Source organism: Synechococcus sp. RS9902, assembly GCF_014279635.1.
In the GTDB taxonomy this organism is placed as follows: domain Bacteria; phylum Cyanobacteriota; class Cyanobacteriia; order PCC-6307; family Cyanobiaceae; genus Parasynechococcus.
The window spans coordinates 283,334-301,365 of record NZ_CP047949.1; the positions used below are offsets into that span (position 1 = coordinate 283,334).

General features: G+C 61.7%; 22 protein-coding genes and 2 tRNA genes. 10 read left to right on the forward strand and 14 right to left on the reverse strand.

What is annotated here, in order from left to right:
* The gene (gene trmB / locus SynRS9902_RS01350; RefSeq protein ID WP_186509710.1) at window positions 1–705 is read right to left on the reverse strand and encodes a tRNA (guanosine(46)-N7)-methyltransferase TrmB; all 705 of its coding nucleotides are present in this window, start codon (window positions 703–705) and stop codon (window positions 1–3) included.
* Window positions 706–729: 24 nt separating this feature from the next.
* Window positions 730–2,025, reverse strand: coding sequence for an FIST N-terminal domain-containing protein (locus SynRS9902_RS01355; protein WP_186509711.1), 1,296 nt, complete (start codon window positions 2,023–2,025; stop codon window positions 730–732).
* A gap of 69 nt (window positions 2,026–2,094) precedes the next feature.
* On the opposite strand from SynRS9902_RS01355, the gene SynRS9902_RS01360 reads away from it, so the two are divergent.
* Together SynRS9902_RS01360 and SynRS9902_RS01365 are read left to right on the forward strand one after the other, a co-directional pair.
* A complete protein-coding gene (locus SynRS9902_RS01360; protein WP_186509712.1) occupies window positions 2,095–2,706 on the forward strand; it encodes a DUF3177 family protein in 612 nt (203 codons plus the stop codon).
* The gene (locus tag SynRS9902_RS01365; protein ID WP_186509713.1) at window positions 2,706–2,999 is read left to right on the forward strand and encodes a hypothetical protein; all 294 of its coding nucleotides are present in this window, start codon (window positions 2,706–2,708) and stop codon (window positions 2,997–2,999) included. Before SynRS9902_RS01360 ends, SynRS9902_RS01365 begins: the two co-directional genes overlap by 1 nt.
* Here the strand turns inward: SynRS9902_RS01365 and ileS are convergent.
* On the reverse strand, window positions 2,984–5,908 hold the full coding sequence (gene ileS, locus SynRS9902_RS01370) for an isoleucine--tRNA ligase (protein WP_186509714.1): 2,925 nt from the start codon (window positions 5,906–5,908) through the stop codon (window positions 2,984–2,986). The genes SynRS9902_RS01365 and ileS overlap by 16 nt on opposite strands.
* A 27-nt stretch (window positions 5,909–5,935) precedes the next feature.
* Window positions 5,936–6,430: a Ycf66 family protein gene (locus tag SynRS9902_RS01375; RefSeq protein ID WP_186509715.1), complete on the reverse strand. Its 495-nt coding sequence runs from the start codon at window positions 6,428–6,430 to the stop codon at window positions 5,936–5,938.
* A gap of 54 nt (window positions 6,431–6,484) precedes the next feature.
* Between SynRS9902_RS01375 and SynRS9902_RS01380 the strand changes: the two genes are divergently transcribed.
* Both SynRS9902_RS01380 and crtR read left to right on the forward strand, forming a co-directional pair.
* Window positions 6,485–6,566: transfer RNA gene (locus SynRS9902_RS01380), tRNA-Leu, on the forward strand.
* A 54-nt stretch (window positions 6,567–6,620) separates the two neighbouring features.
* A complete protein-coding gene (crtR, locus tag SynRS9902_RS01385; RefSeq protein ID WP_186510476.1) occupies window positions 6,621–7,652 on the forward strand; it encodes a beta-carotene hydroxylase in 1,032 nt (343 codons plus the stop codon).
* Window positions 7,653–7,659: 7 nt separating this feature from the next.
* On the opposite strand, the gene gatC is transcribed toward crtR, so the two are convergent.
* From gatC to SynRS9902_RS01405, 4 genes are read right to left on the reverse strand one after another with little or no spacing between them, the layout of a single operon-like run.
* The gene (gene gatC / locus SynRS9902_RS01390; RefSeq protein WP_114988151.1) at window positions 7,660–7,953 is read right to left on the reverse strand and encodes an Asp-tRNA(Asn)/Glu-tRNA(Gln) amidotransferase subunit GatC; all 294 of its coding nucleotides are present in this window, start codon (window positions 7,951–7,953) and stop codon (window positions 7,660–7,662) included.
* Complete coding sequence (locus SynRS9902_RS01395) at window positions 7,950–8,738, reverse strand: creatininase family protein (protein WP_115081579.1); 789 nt, start codon at window positions 8,736–8,738, stop codon at window positions 7,950–7,952. The genes gatC and SynRS9902_RS01395 overlap by 4 nt, the downstream gene beginning before the upstream one ends.
* A 43-nt stretch (window positions 8,739–8,781) precedes the next feature.
* The gene (locus SynRS9902_RS01400) at window positions 8,782–8,925 is read right to left on the reverse strand and encodes a hypothetical protein (RefSeq protein ID WP_170950905.1); all 144 of its coding nucleotides are present in this window, start codon (window positions 8,923–8,925) and stop codon (window positions 8,782–8,784) included.
* Window positions 8,926–8,939: 14 nt separating this feature from the next.
* Window positions 8,940–9,698, reverse strand: a complete 759-nt coding sequence (locus SynRS9902_RS01405) for a queuosine precursor transporter (RefSeq protein WP_186509716.1) — start codon at window positions 9,696–9,698, stop codon at window positions 8,940–8,942.
* A gap of 28 nt (window positions 9,699–9,726) precedes the next feature.
* Between SynRS9902_RS01405 and SynRS9902_RS01410 the strand changes: the two genes are divergently transcribed.
* Together SynRS9902_RS01410 and SynRS9902_RS01415 are read left to right on the forward strand one after the other, a co-directional pair.
* Window positions 9,727–10,368 carry a DNA-3-methyladenine glycosylase gene (locus tag SynRS9902_RS01410; RefSeq protein ID WP_186509717.1) on the forward strand — a complete coding sequence of 214 codons (642 nt, stop codon included), beginning with the start codon at window positions 9,727–9,729 and terminating at the stop codon, window positions 10,366–10,368.
* Window positions 10,365–11,414, forward strand: coding sequence for an aspartate carbamoyltransferase catalytic subunit (locus SynRS9902_RS01415; protein ID WP_115009533.1), 1,050 nt, complete (start codon window positions 10,365–10,367; stop codon window positions 11,412–11,414). The genes SynRS9902_RS01410 and SynRS9902_RS01415 overlap by 4 nt, the downstream gene beginning before the upstream one ends.
* Here SynRS9902_RS01415 and SynRS9902_RS01420 read toward each other — a convergent pair.
* The 5 genes from SynRS9902_RS01420 to SynRS9902_RS01440 all read right to left on the reverse strand — a co-directional run bounded on the left by SynRS9902_RS01420 (window position 11,354) and on the right by SynRS9902_RS01440 (window position 13,958).
* Window positions 11,354–12,868, reverse strand: a complete 1,515-nt coding sequence (locus SynRS9902_RS01420) for an NAD(P)/FAD-dependent oxidoreductase (RefSeq protein WP_186509718.1) — start codon at window positions 12,866–12,868, stop codon at window positions 11,354–11,356. The genes SynRS9902_RS01415 and SynRS9902_RS01420 overlap by 61 nt on opposite strands.
* 71 nt (window positions 12,869–12,939) lie before the next feature.
* The gene (locus SynRS9902_RS01425) at window positions 12,940–13,320 is read right to left on the reverse strand and encodes a DUF565 domain-containing protein (protein ID WP_186509719.1); all 381 of its coding nucleotides are present in this window, start codon (window positions 13,318–13,320) and stop codon (window positions 12,940–12,942) included.
* 176 nt (window positions 13,321–13,496) lie between these two features.
* Complete coding sequence (locus SynRS9902_RS01430; protein WP_011363323.1) at window positions 13,497–13,697, reverse strand: hypothetical protein; 201 nt, start codon at window positions 13,695–13,697, stop codon at window positions 13,497–13,499.
* A 42-nt stretch (window positions 13,698–13,739) separates the two neighbouring features.
* On the reverse strand, window positions 13,740–13,877 hold the full coding sequence (locus SynRS9902_RS01435; RefSeq protein WP_186510688.1) for a hypothetical protein: 138 nt from the start codon (window positions 13,875–13,877) through the stop codon (window positions 13,740–13,742).
* An 8-nt stretch (window positions 13,878–13,885) separates the two neighbouring features.
* Window positions 13,886–13,958: transfer RNA gene (locus tag SynRS9902_RS01440), tRNA-Ala, on the reverse strand.
* Between the two features lie 45 nt (window positions 13,959–14,003).
* Here SynRS9902_RS01440 and SynRS9902_RS01445 point away from each other — a divergent pair.
* A complete protein-coding gene (locus tag SynRS9902_RS01445; RefSeq protein ID WP_114988156.1) occupies window positions 14,004–14,225 on the forward strand; it encodes a DUF2555 domain-containing protein in 222 nt (73 codons plus the stop codon).
* Window positions 14,215–15,513, forward strand: a complete 1,299-nt coding sequence (gene coaBC, locus SynRS9902_RS01450; RefSeq protein ID WP_186509720.1) for a bifunctional phosphopantothenoylcysteine decarboxylase/phosphopantothenate--cysteine ligase CoaBC — start codon at window positions 14,215–14,217, stop codon at window positions 15,511–15,513. The genes SynRS9902_RS01445 and coaBC overlap by 11 nt, the downstream gene beginning before the upstream one ends.
* On the opposite strand, the gene SynRS9902_RS01455 is transcribed toward coaBC, so the two are convergent.
* On the reverse strand, window positions 15,486–15,791 hold the full coding sequence (locus SynRS9902_RS01455) for a hypothetical protein (RefSeq protein WP_186509721.1): 306 nt from the start codon (window positions 15,789–15,791) through the stop codon (window positions 15,486–15,488). The genes coaBC and SynRS9902_RS01455 overlap by 28 nt on opposite strands.
* Before the next feature lie 120 nt (window positions 15,792–15,911).
* Between SynRS9902_RS01455 and SynRS9902_RS01460 the strand changes: the two genes are divergently transcribed.
* Both SynRS9902_RS01460 and sat read left to right on the forward strand, forming a co-directional pair.
* Window positions 15,912–16,742 (forward strand): photosystem II manganese-stabilizing polypeptide, encoded by an 831-nt coding sequence (locus SynRS9902_RS01460; RefSeq protein ID WP_186496953.1) that lies wholly within the window; start codon window positions 15,912–15,914, stop codon window positions 16,740–16,742.
* Between the two features lie 106 nt (window positions 16,743–16,848).
* Complete coding sequence (gene sat / locus SynRS9902_RS01465; protein WP_186509722.1) at window positions 16,849–18,021, forward strand: sulfate adenylyltransferase; 1,173 nt, start codon at window positions 16,849–16,851, stop codon at window positions 18,019–18,021.
* The last annotated feature ends 11 nt before the right edge of the window (window positions 18,022–18,032 follow it).

The following is an 18,032-nucleotide window of genomic DNA, read 5'->3' on the forward strand; positions in this document are numbered from 1 at the left end:
TCAGGTGGTGAGTGCTTCCGCCGGATTATCGATCTCCTGCCAGCGCTGTTCCAGATCTGACACGGAAGGAAGTGGATTCTGGTTCCGGCGATAGAGCACCCGGTAGACGGGGAGGTTTTGCTCAAGCACGTAGCGCTCCCGCTCCGTGGGAACCGAAAGCGGGTTGCTGGCGCGCCAGGGACGTTGATCCTCGGCGGGGCGGTCGAAACAGTCGCTGAGTTCGGTGAGAGCCACCATCGGCTCAATCACGTCCAGAACATCGCTCTGCAGAAACAGCTCACGGCCTGGTTGGAGTGCCGTTGCGATGGCCAGAAGCAGCGCGGGTTGCAGGACACGGCGCTTGTGGTGCCTTCGTTTGAACCAGGGATCGGGGAATTGGATCGAGACTCGTTGCAGTCGGTCCTGCTTCAGGGCCTTCATCCAGCCTTCCAGGCTGATGTTGGCGTTGCAGAACAGGATCCGAACATTGCCGTGCTCCGAGGCGAGCGCGTCTTGATCGGCAGACGTCACAAGCGGTCGGCGGATTTCAACGCCGAGATGATTCCAGTGGGGATCACGCTCGGCCAGGCCCAGCAGGCACCGTCCACGGGCACAGCCGATATCAAGATGGATCGGCTGATCAGGCACGCGAAACAGCTGCTCGGGTGGTGGTAGTTCCAGCGGCAACTGGAAGAAGCTGCTGAGGGGATTGACGTGCTGACGCAAGGTTCTGAAGCGGTGCGATCCGGTTCAACTGAGATTGTCAGAGCCACTGCCGGAGGAGCTGTCGGGGTCCTGGCGCAGCAAGCCCCAGCAGGCGGTGTAGCCATGCAGATGCGTCGTGCCGCCGACGGGCCCGATCTCCCCGTTGCAGAACGCTCCCGCCACAGGCAGGTCTGGCATCAGTTGGCGCGCCAGGCTGATGTCGCCATCGGCTCGACCAAACAGCCCCTGGCCCCGTCCCAGGCAGGCCATGAGCAGTCCGAAATGGACCGTGTCGCCAGAATCTGTTGTCGCTGCTTTGAGCAGGGCAACGGCTTCGTCCTGAGAGGCCGTGGCTTCGCGCAGGTGAAATTGCACGTTTTGGCCGGCGCGCACCCGCTCAGCAACGGCCACGGCGCCATTGTTGGGATCGACTCCGATCAGGTTGCGGATCAGGAAGGCACTCGCTTCTGAGGTTCCTCCGTTGGCGTTCAGCCGCAGGCTGCTGCGTTCCACACCGAGGAACAACGAGTGACGCACCAGTTCGCGCTCCCGTTCGCTGAGGTCCGCCAGAACCCGTTGCAGGCAATTGATGGGGCTGGCCTTGGTGCTGCCATCACTCAGTTCCAGCAACACGTTGCGCTGCACCTGCTCGATTGAGAAGACCGGGCCGATGGGGCGGCAGCCCTGAGCCACAACGGTTTCGAACCGCCAGCTCCCCCCGATGGAACACACCACTGCGCCAGTGACGACCTGGTCATCCAGCAGCAGCGATCCGTGCGGACTGTTGTGGGGTGCGGCGATGCCGCCAATCTTTTCGGCACTCGGATAGGCGTAGTCCAGCCCGCTGATCAGGTCATTGATTCCACTGCTGGTGGGGTCGATCAGCAGGATCTGGCTGCGGGCAGCCTCGGGGGTGATGCCAACCCAGTCTTGCCATTGCTGGGCGGCTCCATCCAGATCAGGCAGCTCCTCTGTGCTCAGGTGTTGAGTGGCGATCGATGCCCCCGGCAGGGAGAGCAGCGTCACGCTCAAAGCAGGTGTCTGCTCCAGTTCCGAGGCGCTGCCATCGCCGCGGGTGCCCACCACGCCGCCACCGGTGCATCCGATCCAATGCTTCGCGCTGATCTGGGCGCGCAGCATCGGCAGCAGCCGCGGCAGGTCGGTGGCGTAACCCGTGGAGGTGAAGACGAGGGCGAGATCTGCCTCGCCCCTGGATCGACCCAGTTGCTCGACCACATCCCGAACGGCTTCGTCCAGGGACGCTTTGCCAGAAAGTCCTGACCGGCAACTGGCTTCAGCGCCCCTGGAACGGAACCAGCTGAACGGTGCGAACGGTGCCATGAAGCGGACCTTATCAACCCTGGGGCTCAGCTCGGGACGTTGATAATGGCGGCACTGTGACAGTCCCCAGTGAACGAGCTCACGTACCGCGCTCTGGTGTGGCTGACCTATCGCCTGGCCGCCACCTTTGCCGTTGGTGTGCCTTTGGTCCTGTTGATCTGGTCGGCCTGGCGTCGCGAGCCGTTGGTGCTGCGGCTGCTCGGGATCTATTGGAAAGTGGCCAGCCTGATGGCGATCAGCCTCTTGCTGCTGACGGATCAGCGGCCCTTGGGCTACGCCATGGCGGTTGTCGCACCGGTGTTGATGGTGATCAGCCTGTGGTTCTGGGTCGACATCAATGAGGAGCTGGCCGACCAGCCGCCCTGGCGTCCGCTGCCCCTTGCCGTGAAGGTGTGGCGTTGGGCATTCAGTGGGTTTGCTCTCATCAGCCTGGGCATGAGCGTGACGGGTTTGGGCTGCATGCAACAGCTGGAGTCCTCGGCATGCCTCACCTGGCTGGAAGCTCCTCAGGGCATCCATGGTCTTGCGGCCACAGTGTTCAATTTTCTGTTCGGTGGTTTGTGGACCGAGGCCGTTGCTGCCTTTGTGGGGTACGTCGCTCTGGTGGCTTACCTGGCTGGTTTGCTGCAGTGGCTGTTGGTGCGTTTGCCCCGTTACGGCCGCGTGGCGGGGGATTTCTGATGACTGACCAGGCGCTGGTTCAGGCTCTGGAACAGCGAACGCGTGTTCAGCCCCAGCGAGTTGTCCGCCTACGGGGTCAGGTCGTGGATGAGCCGTTTGAGTTGCTGATCTTCCGTGGGTTCAGCAGCAGCACCACCCATCCAACCGCCTTTGACCCTGATGCCTCCGTTCTCCCTGAGGGAACCAGCCTCGATCAGGCTGAGCTGCTGCAGGGGCCCTTGTCGCCAGGTCAAGAGGTTGTCCTGGCTGGACCGATGCCGCCGAACGATCTCCTGGCTCAAGCTAACTGGTGAGTCCGGCGTTCCAGAACCCCAACACAGCGCCCACAGATGTGGGGATGTTCCGGGTGCTGACCCACATCCCCCTCGTAGTGCCAGCAGCGCTCGCATTTGGTTCCCCGCGCTCGGCTCACCTCGATCGATGCGAGCTCGTCGTCCTGGCTGGCCAGCACTTCGGCCCAGGGCTCGCCGCCAATCTGCAGTTGTGAGACCAGCAGCCAGTCCCGCAGACCGTCCACCTCGGGATCCCCCGTCTCACTCAGCCAGGAGAGAGCGGCCTGGAGTTCCGGACGGCGGGCGTCAATCCGCACGGCTGCCTCAAGCGATGCGCCAAGTTCCTGACGGCCGCGGCAATCTTCAAGCACTTTGTTGACGGCGGCGCGGAGCTCCCGCAGCTCTTGAACCGGAGCGCTGAGAGCAGCATCACGCCACTCGACTGGAACCGTCGGCCAGCCGCGGTGGAAGACCGATGTCTCCTCCACGGGGTAAGGCAGGTTCTGCCAGATGTCTTCGGCCATGTGGCACAAGACAGGAGCGATCAGTCCGGCCAGGCGTTCGATGATCAGGGCCATCACGGTCTGGCAGCTGCGCCGGCGCTGGTCGGCGGGGGCACTCACGTAGAGCCTGTCCTTGGCGATGTCGAGGTAGAAGTTCGACAGATCGGTGACACAGAAGTTCTGCAGCAGCTGGAAGAAGCGGAAGAACTCGAAGCTTTCGAAGGCTTCTGTGATGTCGTCCATCACCTCGGCCGTGCGCTGCAGCATCCAGCGGTCCAGCAACGGCAGTTCCGCAATCGGGATCGCGTCGGTTGCCGGATTGAAGTCGTGCAGGTTGCCCAGCAGATAGCGGCTGGTGTTGCGCACCTTGCGATACACATCGGCCAGCTGGCGCAGAATCCCGGCTCCGATCGGCACATCGGCGGAGTAATCCACCGAGCTCACCCAGAGCCGCAGCACATCGGCGCCGTAGGGCGGTTCCTGTTTCTGGTTTTTGCCCCCCTCGATGATCACCATCGGGTCGACCACATTGCCGAGGGATTTGCTCATCTTGCGGCCCTTCTCATCCAAGGCGAAGCCATGGGTGAGCACCCGCTTGTAGGGAGCGTGGCCATTCACGGCGACCGAGGTGAGCAGTGAACTCTGGAACCAGCCGCGGTGCTGGTCGGACCCTTCCAAGTACAGGTCGGCGGGATAGCTCAGGTTGTCCCGCTGGCTGGCGACGGCAGCCCAGCTTGAGCCGGAGTCGAACCACACGTCCATGGTGTCGGTGCCCTTGCGCCACTGATCGGCCTGGTCGGCGTAGGCGGGCGGCAGCAGATCCGCTTCGTCTTTCTCCCACCAGACGTCGGCACCGTGCTCGGCGATCAACGCCTGGATGTGCTCCAGGGTGTCGGCGTTCAGCAGCACTTCGCCGTTGCTGCAGTGATAAAAGACGGGGATTGGCACCCCCCAGGTGCGCTGACGGGAGATGCACCAGTCGCCCCGCTCCTTGACCATCGATTCGATCCGGTTGCGACCGGAAGCAGGGGTCCACTCCACGGCGGCGATCGCATCCAGGGCCTGTTGACGGAACCCTTCCACGGAGGCAAACCACTGTTCCGTGGCCCGGAAGATGGTGGGTTTCTTGGTGCGCCAGTCATAGGGGTAGCGGTGGCCATAGGCCTCCTGCTTGAGCAGGGCCCCGGCGGACTCCAGCGCCTCAATGATCTTGGGGTTGGCATCCTTGAGCACATTCAGGCCCGCGAACGGCCCGGCCTCGTCCGTGAGGTTGCCGGCTTCGTCCACAGGGCAGAGCACCGGCAGGCCGTTCTTTTGGCCGGTGTGGAAGTCGTCGACGCCGTGACCAGGTGCGGTGTGCACGAGGCCTGTGCCTGATTCGGTGGTGATGTAATCGCCTCCGATCACCACCGGACTGGTGCGATCCAGCAGCGGGTGGCGGTAGGTCAGCCCAGCGAGCAGAGCACCTTTGACGGTGGCGCGCCGGCTCAGTGGGCGCGCCAGGGTGCCGCTCAGCGTCTCGATCAGATCGGCAGCCACCAGCAGCAGTCGGCCTTCGCCGTCGTCGGCCAGGGCGTATTCGAGCCTTTCATTCACAGACACCGCCAGGTTGGCCGGCAGCGTCCAGGGGGTGGTGGTCCAGATCGCCACCTGCAGGGCCTTCCCAAGGGCCTCCGTCTCCGTGGGCAGGTCCAGGCCTTCGGCCTTGAGTGCATTCCGCAGCGCCGCTGGAAGCTCCACGGCTGGGAAGGCGGCGTAGACGCTGGGACTGGTGTGGCCGTCGGGGTACTCCAGTTCCGCTTCGGCCAAAGCGGTGCGTGAACTCGGGCTCCAGTGCACCGGTTTTAGACCCCGGTAGATGTGCCCCTTGAGCACCATCTCGCCAAACACCCGAATCTGAGCCGATTCGTACTCCTTTTGCAGAGTCAGATACGGCTGCTCCCAGTCCGCCCAGATGCCCCAGCGCTGGAAGCCTTTCATCTGGCCATCAACCTGTTTGCGGGCGTAGGCGGCAGCCTTTTTGCGCAGCTTGATCGGTGTCAGCGCCTTGCGCTGCTCCTGATCCATCGACTGCAGCACCTTGAGCTCGATCGGCAGACCGTGGCAGTCCCAGCCCGGTACGTAGCGCACTCGACGCCCGTTCAACACCTGATATTTGTTGATGACGTCCTTCAGCACCTTGTTGAGGGCATGCCCCATGTGCAGCGCACCGTTGGCGTAGGGCGGACCGTCATGGAGTGTGAAGGTTGGGCCGCTGTTGTTCAGGCCCAGCTCGCCGTCGATGCCGTGGTCTTTCCAGAAGCCCTGCAGTTCAGGTTCGCGTTGGACGGCATTGGCGCGCATGCCGAATCCCGTCTGCAGCAGATTGAGGGTGTGTTTGTAGGAGGGGCGTTCCTCAGCGGCGGCGTCGCGCGTCTCCTTGCTCACGGGGTCCCTGCTCTTGCCTCGGGATTATCAGTCTTCGCCCTCTGGAGATGTGACCTTGGCGGCTTCGGCTGATTCGGTGTCGCTTGCGTCAGTGGTTTCGGGGGACTCGGGACGCACCCATTTTTTGCCCGTAACCCCTGATTTGCCGGCCGGTTTGAGTTGTTTGGCGATGCCGCCGATGCCTTCGCCCACCCGGCCCGTGGTGATCAGAAGTTGTTGAAGGCTGGTGCGCCAATGATCGAGCGAGGTGAACCGCTGCTGCTCGGTTTCGCTGAGGCTGTTCCAGCGGGCCTGTCCGACCTCGGATCCCAAGCGTGCGATCAACAGGCCGGCGCAGAGAACCGCCAGCATCGGCGCTCCCCGCAGACGGTCCGTGCTGGTGACCAGAACGAGACCAAGCAGCAAGACCACAGCGCCCCAAACACCATCGCGGGGACGACTGAGTTCAACGGCCAGAAGGGGAAGCAACAGGAGTGCCAGGCCGAGCAGGAGGCAGAGATCGCCGCTGAGGGTCGCAAGCATCCGAGGTGTGGCGGTCTGCTCCCATTCTGGTGCGATCTCTAAAGTCGGGGCGTTGCCCACCTGGCGGAATTGGTAGACGCGCTGGTTTTAGGTACCAGTGGCTTTGGTCGTGGGGGTTCAAGTCCCCCGGTGGGCATTCCTTTCCCTACCGTGGTTCGGGATCGTTACAGACTTGTTGCCTGACCTCCGGATGCATCAGAGCCCTGCTCAACAACAGCAGCCTCGTCCGGTTGGAGTGGGCTATCGCTCGGTTCCGCGCGAATTCGTTGACCCGCCGGCCTTCTGGAACCCCACCGTCGGGCTCTTTTTAGGCGGTTATGCCCTGGCGGCTCTGACCATTTGGGGCTGGTTTGTGGCGGCCTTGCCCCTGCCGGTGCTGCTGTGTACGGGCTTTCTGGCGCTGCATCTGGAAGGGACGGTGATTCATGACGCCTGCCACAACGCAGCCCACCCCAATCGATGGATCAACCAGGCCATGGGCCATGGCTCGGCGCTGTTGCTCGGGTTCAGCTTTCCCGTGTTCACGCGGGTGCATCTTGAGCATCACGCCCATGTGAATGACCCGAAAAACGACCCGGACCACATCGTCAGCACGTTCGGGCCGCTCTGGCTGATCGCCCCGAGATTTTTTTATCACGAGTGGTTTTTCTTTCAGCGTCGCCTCTGGCGCCGCTGGGAGTTGATGCAGTGGGGGCTGGAGCGCAGCATTTTTGTGGTGATTGTGCTGGCGGCGGCACGCTTTGACTTCCTGCCGTTCATCTTCAACTGTTGGTTTGCCCCTGCCCTGATGGTGGGCGTGACGCTGGGTTTGTTTTTCGACTACCTCCCGCATCGGCCGTTCACCTCCCGCAACCGCTGGACGAACGCCCGGATCTACCCAGGCAGGCTGATGAACTGGCTGATCATGGGGCAGAACTATCACTTGGTTCATCACCTCTGGCCATCCATTCCCTGGTTCGAATACAAACCGGCCTATGAGGCAACCAAGCCTCTGCTTGACGCCAAGGGATCTCCCCAACGGTTGGGCATTTTTGAAACCCGCCGGGATGGTTACAACTTCCTCTACGACATCCTTGTGGGAGTGCGCAGCCACAAGCGCCGCAGCGGAAAGATGAGGCGCGCAGCCCGTTTCATGCCCGGTCGGGGGCTGCGTCGCCACTGGCTCGGTTTTGTTGATCGCATCGCGATCAAAACCGAGCCCAAACGTTCGCTGTCCCGCTGATCTGGGTTCAGTCGGCCAGGATTTTCGGAACCCGGAAGAAGTCACCTTCTCTCTGGGGTGCCTGGTTGAGAATGTCGTCCCGAACGGGGGTCGGCTGCACGCCATCGGCCCGGGTGACGTTGGTCACCTCCACGGCTCGGGTGGTTTCCGGAACGCCTTCGGTGTCCACCTGCTGGAGCTGACCCACGTACTCGAGGATGGACTCGAGCTGACCGGTGTAGGTCGCAATCTTGTCCTCGGGCAGATCAAGGCGGGCGAGCTGGGCCACCTTGCGGACGTCGTCGCTGGAAATCTGGCTCATGACTCGCCGAGGAAAGTGCGCAGATCCTCGCTCAACGCGGTGGCGGCTGTCTCCAGCAAGGCCTCACCGTGCTGGGCGGTGGCCAAGGAGGGGTGGGACCCCATGCGTCCATCGGGGTGACGGCGCCGGAAGTCGTCCGGTCCATGGATGGGCCCTGCTGGCGCGGGGTCGGGCAGCGGTCGCTGCTTGCTCTGCAGGCTCGGCTCCATGGCGAGGGTGACAGCGATTTCGCTGGGCGTGGCGTGATGGCCTTCTTTGTCGCCATACAGATCGCGCGCTTGGCGCATCACGGGGCCGGCCATGAACCAGTTGGCCAGGCGACAACGCAGCTGCGGGGCAACGGGGAGATTGCGGGTGGCGGCGGTGCCGTGGGCCTGGGCAAAGGCGGCTTTGGCCGTTGCAATGTTGCCGCCATGGCCATTGATCACGAACACCCGTTCGAAGCCATGCCGGCCCAGGGACAACACCAGGTCGTGCAGAACGGCCAGAAGCGTTGCTGGCTGCAGGCTCATCGTTCCCGCGAAACCAAGGTGGTGTTCCGCCATGCCAAAGGCCTGGGCTGGGGTGACCAAGACGCCGGTGCGACGACCCACCTCCAAGGCCACCGCTTCTGCGGTGAGGGCGTCGGTGCCGATGGCGCCCGTGGGACCGTGCTGCTCGGTGGATCCCAGGGGAATGATCACCCCCTTGCAGCCTTGGAGGTAGCTCTCCACTTCAGGCCAACTGCGCAGGGCGAGGCGAATGGCGTCCGTGCTGTCGACAGGACCGGGAGTTGCAGCGGTCATTCAGGCTGAACCAGTGACCCGATGATCGCTCAACTCCAGCCGATCAGTGGGCGGTGCCGTTGCCGTCGTACTGATCGGTGTTGTAGTAGCCGCCGCGCGTTCCGAAGAACAGGCAGGCCAGGGGGAACAGCACAATGCTGGCGAGAAGCACAGTGCCGAGGTTGAAGCTGGAGGTGGCTGCGTCCATCACCTGGCCTGAACTCACCTCAGTTTGGAGTGGATGCGCCCTTCATGCATCGATGACGGGGCTTCTGTTGTGAGTTCGCCTTCCTCTTCAGGAATGTCCAGCCACTCCCTCAGCCATCCCGTGAGCCAGATGAAGGGAAGCGTGTCGGTCAACGCCGCCAGCACTTTGAACAGATACCCGCTGCCAATGAAGCTGATCAGCTGGGGCAGCACGGACTGTTCTGGCTGCACAGGCAGCACATGGGCGCCGTAATGGCTGATCAGAACCACTGCACTGGTGTCCACCAACTGGCTCACCAGGGTGGAGCCGTTGTTGCGCAGCCAGAGCGCTTTGCCCTTGGTGAGCTGTTTCCAGAAATGGAACAGCCGCACGTCCACGAACTGCGCAGTGAGGTAAGCCACCATCGAGGCGCCAACCGAACCGAAACTGAGCTGCTGAATGGTGCGAAATGTGCTGTCATCGCTGCCGCTCATGCCCGGCAGAACGCCCCCCAGCCAGAGGATCAGCAGCACCCAGCCGTTGAGCAGCAGCCCGACCCACACCACTTGATTGGCTTTCTGTTCTCCCCAGAGTTCGCTGATCAGATCAGTGCAGAGGAACGTGATCGGGTAAGGCAGTGCACCAACGGCCACCACGATCGGCCAGCCGCCGATGCTGCCCAGTTGCAGAAAGCGCGTCAGGCCCAGGATGTTGAGCATGCCGAGGGTCCCGAGGAACAAACCCGCCAGCACCAGAAACACCCCATCACGCCGTGCCTGGAGGTTGCTGTCCACAGCCTGCAACGTTCAAGCTGAAACAAGCGTGGCCGCCAGCCGGCAGCCTGTCATCGATTTCGTTTCGCTTCCGCTCAATTTTTTTGCCCGTCCGGCTCAGATCGTGGGCCCCGATCTGGTGGGCTGCAGGTTGGTGAAACGCCAAGATGACGGCAGCCTGCTCTGGGGCGTGATCGTTGAAACCGAGGCCTATTCCCAGGACGATCCCGCTTGTCACGGTTACCGCCGCCGTTCACCGCAAAACGAAACTCTGTTCGGTGAGCCAGGGCGGTTTTATGTGTATGTCAGCTATGGCATCCACCATTGTGTGAACGTGGTCACCGATCGGGCCGATTGGGCCAACGGCGTGTTGCTGCGTGCCGTGGCACTTCCCGATGAACCGGAGCGGATTGCTGCAGGGCCCGGCCTGCTGGCACGACGTTTCGGGCTTGATCGCTGTGATGACAGCCGTCCGGTGACGGGCGAACATGACGTGTGGATGGCCCGAAGGTCAGACACATTTGCCAGCCAGGATCTTGTGACAACCACCCGGATCGGCATTTCCCAGGGCGCTGCAACCCCATGGCGCTGGTACCTAAGGAGCAGTCGCAGTGTCAGCAAACGAGCTCGGGGTGATCGCATGCCACCCAAGGCACAGTGCTGGGCGCCATCGCTGGAGTCGTCGTCATGAGTGGCTGGCCGCATCGACACGTGCTGGATCTCGCCTCGTTTTCGCGGGAAGACTTTGCTGCGGTGCTTGAGCTGGCCCAGCGGTTTCGTTCACTGCCCGTCACTGGTGCCCGCAAACTGCCCGCCTTGCAGGGCCGTCTGGTGGCAACGCTGTTCTTTGAGCCCAGCACTCGAACTCGCAGCAGTTTTGAGTTGGCGGCCAAGCGTCTGTCGGCCGACGTGATGAGCTTTTCACCCTCCAGCAGCTCACTCAGCAAAGGGGAAAGCGTTCTCGACACAGCGCGCACCTATGTGGCCATGGGAGCCGACGTTCTGGTGGTGCGCCACCGTTCCACTGGTGTGCCGCAGCAACTGGCGCTGGATCTGCAGCAGATGGGTGAGCGCACCGTGGTGCTCAATGGGGGCGATGGACTTCACAGTCATCCCAGTCAGGGACTACTGGATCTGCTCACTCTTGCCCGGCATTTCTCACCCCAGTACCCCATGCCTGAAGCGCTGCAAGGACGCCGAATTGTGATTGTTGGAGACATCCTTCACTCGCGGGTGGCCCGTTCCAATCTCTGGGCTTTGACGGCCTGTGGCGCGGATGTGGTGTTGTGCGGTCCTCCCAGCCTTGTTCCCGAGGATTTTTCGGCTTTCGTGGATGCTCCGCCCCCGGGTCTGCTGAAGGATCCGGTGCCGCAACGGGGCAAGGTCAGCGTGGTGCGGCGTTTGGAGCACGCGCTGCCGGGCGCCGATGCTGTGATGACCTTGCGGCTTCAGAAGGAACGGATGGGCCAGCAGTTGCTCACCAGCCTGGAGCGCTATCACCGGGACTTTGGGCTGAGCCATGAGCGCATGCAGCTCTGCGGGGAGAACGTTCCCGTACTGCATCCCGGCCCGGTCAATCGCGGCGTTGAATTGAGTGGGTCGCTTCTGGATGACCCGCGCGTCAGCCTTGTGGAAGAGCAGGTCAGGAATGGCGTGCCCACCCGGATGGCCTTGCTCTATTTGATGGCAGCTTCCGAATCTGCAACTGAGGCCTCCTTGGTGTCGAGCAGCTCCTGAGTTTGGGGGAGTCCACTGAGTTGATGGGCGTAGTAATCCATGGCTGCCTTGAGGGCGGCATCGGGTTCTGCGATGGAGCGACCTTTGCCGCTGGCCATCGGGAAGTGGGCATCCTCAGCATCAAGCGCCAGATGTTGGCTTGGCATGCCGGTTAGCAGAACCGAGGCCCGTTGCCGGGTCGCGAGTGCGTACAGCCATTTGATGCTCAAGGTGATCCGGTTCTCTCTGTTGGGGATCAAGGCCAGGTGAACGATGGCCCACAGCAGCAGGCCCAGGCGTCCGGAAAATTTGAAGCCATGCAGGTCGGCCACTGCACTGGCGTGCACCACAGCCATGCTGCCGAAATCGACGTAGCGGAAGGTGGGACGTGAACGTCCGTCGACGATTGCAGCGATGTCTTTGCCGATGAATGTTCCGGCCTGTTTGGCGGGAGCCGCCATGCCCGGCAGCGGCTTTCCATTCACGGTGTGGCTGTAGCTGCAGAGATCACCGGCGATGCGGATCTCGGGATGGCTGGGAATCGAGAAATCGGGGCTGACGATGACCCTTCCACCACGATCGACGTCGCAACCAGTGGCTTCCGTCAGCTTCTGTCCCAGATGGGATGGCTTCACGCCAGCGGTCCAGATCACCGTGGCCGCCTGAACCCGGACATCACTATCGGGGCTGCTGATCACCACCTCTCCGGGCCGCATGGTTTGGACGCGGCCTTGGGGCAAAAACTCGATGCCGTCGCGTTCGAGAGCCACAAGGGCTGCTTCGGAGAGCTCCTCTGGCATTGCTCTCAGAACTCTGTCGCCGGGGTCCACCAACACGATCCGTGTTTTTTGGGGATCCAGCTGTTTGAAGGCATTGTTCAAGGCCCAACGCATCAGCTCTGAAACGGCACCAGCCATTTCGCAGCCGCTGGGGCCGGCACCAACGATCACTACCGTCTGAAGAAACTGGCGCGCCTCGGGGTTCGGTGTCTGCTCCGCCTGCTCCATCGCCATCAGCAGACGGCGGCGTATTTCCTCGGCGTGCTCGAGGATTTTCATCGGGGGCGCAAAGGTGCGCCAGTCTTCGTGCCCGAAATAAGTGCTGCCTGATCCTGTGGCCAGGATCAGATGGTCATAGCTGTAGGCCTTGCCGTTGAAAACGATCTGTTTGCCTTCGGGGTTCACGGTGGTGACCTCCCCCAGCAGCACCTGCACGTTGTCTTGCTTGCCCACCAGTTCGCGCAGAGGCGTGGCCACATCACTTCTTGAGACCAATCCGGTGGCCACCTGATAAAGCAGGGGCTGGAACAGGTTGAAGTTGCGCTTGTCAATCAGGGTGATGCGCACATCGGCCTTGGCCAGGGCCTTGCAGGCATGCACCCCTGCAAAGCCGCCGCCGACGATGATTACATGCGGCGCATGACGCAACCGCTCCGCTGGCGGTTCAAGCTCCAGGAAGCACTGGTTGCTCGCCATGTGCACCCCATCGGATTCTTTCCGAAGGGTATGAATCGCAATTTTGGTTGGCTGTTTTGAACGGTTCTGCTTCAGATCAGCTTGAACCCTTCGAGAAAGAGGCCGTAGAGAAAGCCAATACGACCAAGATCCAGGAGCTGTTGGGGCAACTTCAGTGATGGTTCGGAACTGCGTCGGCGCCGAATTGTGAGTTCAGTGCCAAGAACCACCACAAGCGCAGCCACGGGGTCCATCTGCCCGAGAACGCCTGCGACTGATGTGATGGCGCTACCGATCAAAAAGCCAATGAGTCCGGCAAGGGCCAGCAGGGAGAATCGGCGCCAAGGATTGCGCGCCCATCGATCCAGCCTTTGAAGTGCTGCTCCAACGTTTGTTTGCAGCCGGGTGGATTGAAGCCGTCGCACGGCACTGGTTTCAGGGGAAGAGGCAGGGTTGAAACCAGTGATCCCCATCACCCGGCCATGCCCCTGCCAGCCCCTGTTTACACCACCCCTAGGCAATCTGCAGGCATCAGACACTACGGATAGGAGATTTCAACAAAAAAACCCGGGGCGAGCCCGGGCCAGGTGATGGGGATTGGCGCAGCAAAGCCTGAGACAAGGGCTTTGACAACGGCTTGCGCTGAAAATTATTTGGACTCAGCCTTCGCTTTTCTGGACGCTTTGCCTTCGAGAAGCTCCAGCAGGGCTTCCATTTGTGCCATCACACCCCGAACTTCACCCGCTTCGGGAAGAAGGCCGTCTTCCATGACTCCTTGGTGCATCTCGCGCAGCTCTTGGCGGATGTAGCGCAGGTGGCTCACGACCTGCTCGCGCTTCGATTGCGACATCGGCTACGGGGGAGTTCAACACCCCTTTTACCTCATGGGGGGTCAGGTGCGGCGTGATGGTGCGCGACTTATCGCACCGGCTGCAGCCAGGAGTGTGAAGGTGAGCAGGGCTGAAGGTCGTGCCACGGTGCTGAACACCACAAGGGCGAACAGGCCAACAAGTGGCAGGCGACGCTGCAAAAGCACAGTGGAGAATAGGGGATTCGAACCCCTGACCTCTGCGGTGCGATCGCAGCGCTCTACCAACTGAGCTAATTCCCCGGTCAGCTAACGCTAGCCGGCACGGCCTGCGTCAAACTGCCATGGATGGGGTCTGAGGACGGCTCGATGCTTACGCAGGAACGGCTCGAAGCTTTTGACGAGGCCTCGACGGCTGAACTCGCCCGCCGGCTTGAAGAGGACGATTACCCCTCTCCTTTCGACAGCCTTTCGGATTGGCACCTGCTTCGGGCGCTGGCCATTCACCGGCCCGAACTGATCCTTCCGTACCACCATTTGGTGGACCAAGAGCCTTTTGATGAAGACTGAGCAGGCGTCGCCACTGTCGTCGCCACTGTTCGGGCGGCGTGTGCTTGTGGCCGTCAGCGGCAGCATTGCTGCTGTTAAGACGCCCTTGCTCGTCAGCGCGCTGATTAAGGCCGGCGCTGAGGTGCGCTGTCTTGTGACCACCAGTGGTGCTGCCTTGGTGAGTCCCGTGGCGCTCGCCAGCCTCAGTCGCCATCGCTGCTACCTCGAGGCCGACCAGTGGGACTCCGCCTCATCCAGGCCGTTGCACATCGAGTTGGCGGAGTGGGCGGAGTTGGCCATCGTTGCGCCCCTGAGTGCCAGCAGCCTGTCCCGCTGGAGCCAGGGTTCAGCCGACGGTCTGCTCGCCAGTGTTCTGCTGGCCATGGAAGCTCCTGTTATCGCGGCTCCGGCGATGAACACGGCCATGTGGCGTCACCCTGCGGTGCAACGCAACTGGCAGCAGGTTCAATCCTTCCCTGGGGTGATCCCCCTCGTGCCGGCGTCCGGTCTCTTGGCCTGTGATCGCGTCGGCGATGGGCGCATGGCCGATCCGCTGTTGATTGAGTTGGCGGCTGCGTCCGTGTTCAGCCGCGGTTCGGGAATTCCTGACGTGACCCTTGATTGCTCGGGGATGACCGTTCTTGTTTCGGCTGGACCGACGCAAGAGTCGATTGATCCGGCCCGTTTCCTGAGCAACCGCAGCAGCGGCCGCATGGGTGTGTTGCTGGCGCAGGCGGCACGCTTCCGGGGTGCCACCGTTCATCTGGTGCATGGTCCATTGGATCTCCCCGACGCCTGGCTTGAAGGCCTGGAGTGCACTGCGGTGGAGAGTGCCGCCGAACTCGGTTCAGCTCTGCAGTTGGCTCAGTCCAGATCCGATGTGCTCGTCATGGCTGCTGCCGTCGCTGACCTGCGGCGCGATGCCGCTCCCCCAAGCAAGCTGGCCAAGCACGATCTTCAGCAGGCACTTGTTTCCGGTTGGGCCGAAGTGCCTGATTTGCTGTCGAATCTGACCCGCCAACGCCGTCCCGGACAGTTGGTTCTCGGTTTCTCAGCGCTCACAGGCAGCGATGCCCGTTTGCTGGAGCGGGCTGAAAGCAAGCGGCTGGCGAAGGGCTGCGATCTGATGATGGTGAATCCCGTGGACCGCGATGGTCAGGGTTTCGGGGACCAACCCAATGGAGGCTGGTTGCTTGGAGATGGCTGGAGACGAGAGCTGCCTGTGACGGCAAAGCTCTCTCTGGCCCATCAATTGCTAGATGCTCTGGTTGAGGCTCGGGATCAGGCCGCGGCGTCGATGGAGTCCTGACCGAGCAGGTCGATGAAGGTGCGCAGTTGAAGACGAGGGATGTAGGGCCAGCCTCCGTTTTTCTCCATTCCCTGCAGAAGTGTGAACAATTTCTGGCGGTTTTCTGGAAGGCTTTGACGAAACGGACCGTCCTGAACGTCGCGATGCAGGGCCTCTAGCTCACGGAGCAGGGTGAGCAGTGCTTCGGGATTTCCCCTCAACTCCTCTGCCAGCTCGCCTAGGGCGGCCATTGCCGGAGCCATCCGTGTCTGGGTCGAATCGGGATCGTTGGATGTCACGCGCTTTCGACAAGTTGTTGAGAGCTGCAAAAGGCTAGCCCTGACGTCATTTTTCGCCCTGTAAGATCCAGATCTGACGGCATTCCGTCCCCATTAGCGTTCAGCCGATCGGCTCCTTCCATGCGCATTCGTCCTCTGCTGGCCGTCGTGCTGGCGCTCTGCCTCGCGTTCTTCACTACGGCCTGCAGTGGCGACAGTGATGCAGTCCAGCGTGGTGGATCCAACGTCACCTACGACGACATCCACAACACCGGCAAAGCCAACGATTGCCCCACGATCGGGGATTCAGCCCGGGGCTCGATTCCTCTGACGGCCGGTGGCAGCTACGAGCTTCGTGAGATCTGCATGCACCCTGTGCAGGTCTATGCCAAGGAGGAGCCCAAGAACATTCGTCAGCAAGCTGAGTTTGTTGAGGGCAAGATCCTCACCCGTTACACCTCCAGCCTCGACTCCGTTTTTGGCGATCTGAAGGTGACGGAATCAGGCCTGCAATTCCAGGAGAAAGGTGGCATCGACTTCCAGCCGATCACCGTTCTGGTGCCCGGTGGCGAAGAGTTCCCCTTCACGTTCTCCAGCAAGTCCCTCAATGCCACTGCTGAGGGTTCGGCTCTGACCACCAGCACCGACTTTGAAGGCACCTATCGCACCCCCAGCTACCGCACCAGCAACTTCATTGATCCCAAGGGTCGTGCTCTGACCACTGGTGTTCAGTACGCCCAGGGTCTTGTGGCACTTGGTGGTGATGACGAGCAGCTCGAGAAGGACAACAACAAGCGCTACATCGATGGTGTGGGAACCATGAGCCTCTCCATCACCAAGGTTGATCCTGAAACCGGAGAATTCGCTGGTGTGTTCAGCGCCATCCAGCCCTCCGACTCCGACATGGGTGGTCGTGAAGTGGTCGACATCAAGATCACTGGCGATCTCTACGGCCGTCTTGAAGAGGCCTGATCGAAGTCATCACAACAGGTTGTAAGGGGGCTTAGGCCCCCTTTTTTGTGGCCCATTGCAATCCTCCGGCGATCTGGGAGAATCTCCCGATCTTTCTCTAGGCCTCATGACTGCCAGTGCTTCCGCTCCCGCCCAGCGATCCGGTGTGATTGCTCCCTACGGCGGAACGCTGGTCGATTTGATGGTGGCCGAGGCGGATCGTGCCGCTGTGAAAGCCACCGCGACCAAAACGCTCGAGTGTTCCGATCGCAACGCCTGTGATGTGGAGCTGCTGTGTGTTGGTGGCTTCTCTCCCCTGCGTGGCTTCATGCAGCAGGAGGACTACGACGCCGTGGTCAGTGGGCATCGTCTGGCTGCGGGCCAGTTGTTCGGTCTGCCGATCGTGATGGACACCGACCGCGATGACGTGGTGGTCGGCGACAAGCTGCTGCTCACCTACAAGGGCCAGGAGCTTGCCGTTCTCGAGGTGGAGGACAAGTGGGAACCCAACAAAGTGGCTGAAGCCAAGGGCTGCTACGGCACCACCTCCATCGAGCACCCTGCGGTTCGGATGATCACGATGGAGCGCAAACGCTTCTATCTGGGTGGAAGCCTCAAGGGCCTTGCTCTGCCCGAGCGTGTGTTCCCCTGCAAGACCCCTGCTGAGGTGCGTGCAGGCCTGCCTGAAGGCGAAGACGTGGTGGCGTTCCAGTGCCGTAATCCCATTCACCGCGCGCATTACGAACTGTTCACCCGTGCACTGCATGCGCAGAACGTCAGTGACAACGCTGTGGTGCTTGTTCATCCCACCTGTGGTCCCACCCAGCAGGACGACATCCCTGGTGCCGTTCGCTTCCAGACCTATGAACGTCTGGCGGCCGAAGTGAACAACGACAGCATTCGCTGGGCCTACCTGCCCTACGCCATGCACATGGCCGGTCCGCGTGAAGCGTTGCAGCACATGATCATCCGCCGCAACTACGGATGCACCCACTTCATCATTGGCCGGGATATGGCCGGCTGCAAATCGTCTCTCACCGGTGACGATTTCTACGGTCCTTACGACGCTCAGAACTTCGCCAAGGAGTGTGCCCCTGAGCTCACGATGGAAACCGTTCCCTCCCTGAACCTGGTCTATACCCAGGAAGAGGGCTATGTGACTGCCGAGCATGCTGAAGCTCGTGGCCTGCACGTGAAGAAGCTCAGCGGCACCCAGTTCCGCAAGATGCTGCGCGGTGGTGAGGAGATTCCCGAGTGGTTCGCCTTCAAGAGCGTGGTTGAGGTGCTCCGCGCCGCCTGAAGACTGAGAAC

What these genes read in the sequence shown, in the direction of transcription:
- gatC (WP_114988151.1), bottom strand. Translation starts at nt 7,953, where the DNA reads ATGAGCCAGATTTCCAGCGACGACGTCCGCAAGGTGGCCCAGCTCGCC.
- SynRS9902_RS01425 (WP_186509719.1), bottom strand. Translation starts at nt 13,320, where the DNA reads ATGGGGATCACTGGTTTCAACCCTGCCTCTTCCCCTGAAACCAGTGCC.
- SynRS9902_RS01365 (WP_186509713.1), top strand. Translation starts at nt 2,706, where the DNA reads ATGACTGACCAGGCGCTGGTTCAGGCTCTGGAACAGCGAACGCGTGTT.
- SynRS9902_RS01415 (WP_115009533.1), top strand. Translation starts at nt 10,365, where the DNA reads ATGAGTGGCTGGCCGCATCGACACGTGCTGGATCTCGCCTCGTTTTCG.
- crtR (WP_186510476.1), top strand. Translation starts at nt 6,621, where the DNA reads ATGCATCAGAGCCCTGCTCAACAACAGCAGCCTCGTCCGGTTGGAGTG.
- SynRS9902_RS01395 (WP_115081579.1), bottom strand. Translation starts at nt 8,738, where the DNA reads ATGACCGCTGCAACTCCCGGTCCTGTCGACAGCACGGACGCCATTCGC.
- SynRS9902_RS01430 (WP_011363323.1), bottom strand. Translation starts at nt 13,697, where the DNA reads ATGTCGCAATCGAAGCGCGAGCAGGTCGTGAGCCACCTGCGCTACATC.
- SynRS9902_RS01400 (WP_170950905.1), bottom strand. Translation starts at nt 8,925, where the DNA reads ATGGACGCAGCCACCTCCAGCTTCAACCTCGGCACTGTGCTTCTCGCC.
- sat (WP_186509722.1), top strand. Translation starts at nt 16,849, where the DNA reads ATGACTGCCAGTGCTTCCGCTCCCGCCCAGCGATCCGGTGTGATTGCT.
- SynRS9902_RS01420 (WP_186509718.1), bottom strand. Translation starts at nt 12,868, where the DNA reads ATGGCGAGCAACCAGTGCTTCCTGGAGCTTGAACCGCCAGCGGAGCGG.
- coaBC (WP_186509720.1), top strand. Translation starts at nt 14,215, where the DNA reads ATGAAGACTGAGCAGGCGTCGCCACTGTCGTCGCCACTGTTCGGGCGG.
- SynRS9902_RS01445 (WP_114988156.1), top strand. Translation starts at nt 14,004, where the DNA reads ATGGGGTCTGAGGACGGCTCGATGCTTACGCAGGAACGGCTCGAAGCT.
- SynRS9902_RS01355 (WP_186509711.1), bottom strand. Translation starts at nt 2,025, where the DNA reads ATGGCACCGTTCGCACCGTTCAGCTGGTTCCGTTCCAGGGGCGCTGAA.
- SynRS9902_RS01375 (WP_186509715.1), bottom strand. Translation starts at nt 6,430, where the DNA reads ATGCTTGCGACCCTCAGCGGCGATCTCTGCCTCCTGCTCGGCCTGGCA.
- SynRS9902_RS01460 (WP_186496953.1), top strand. Translation starts at nt 15,912, where the DNA reads ATGCGCATTCGTCCTCTGCTGGCCGTCGTGCTGGCGCTCTGCCTCGCG.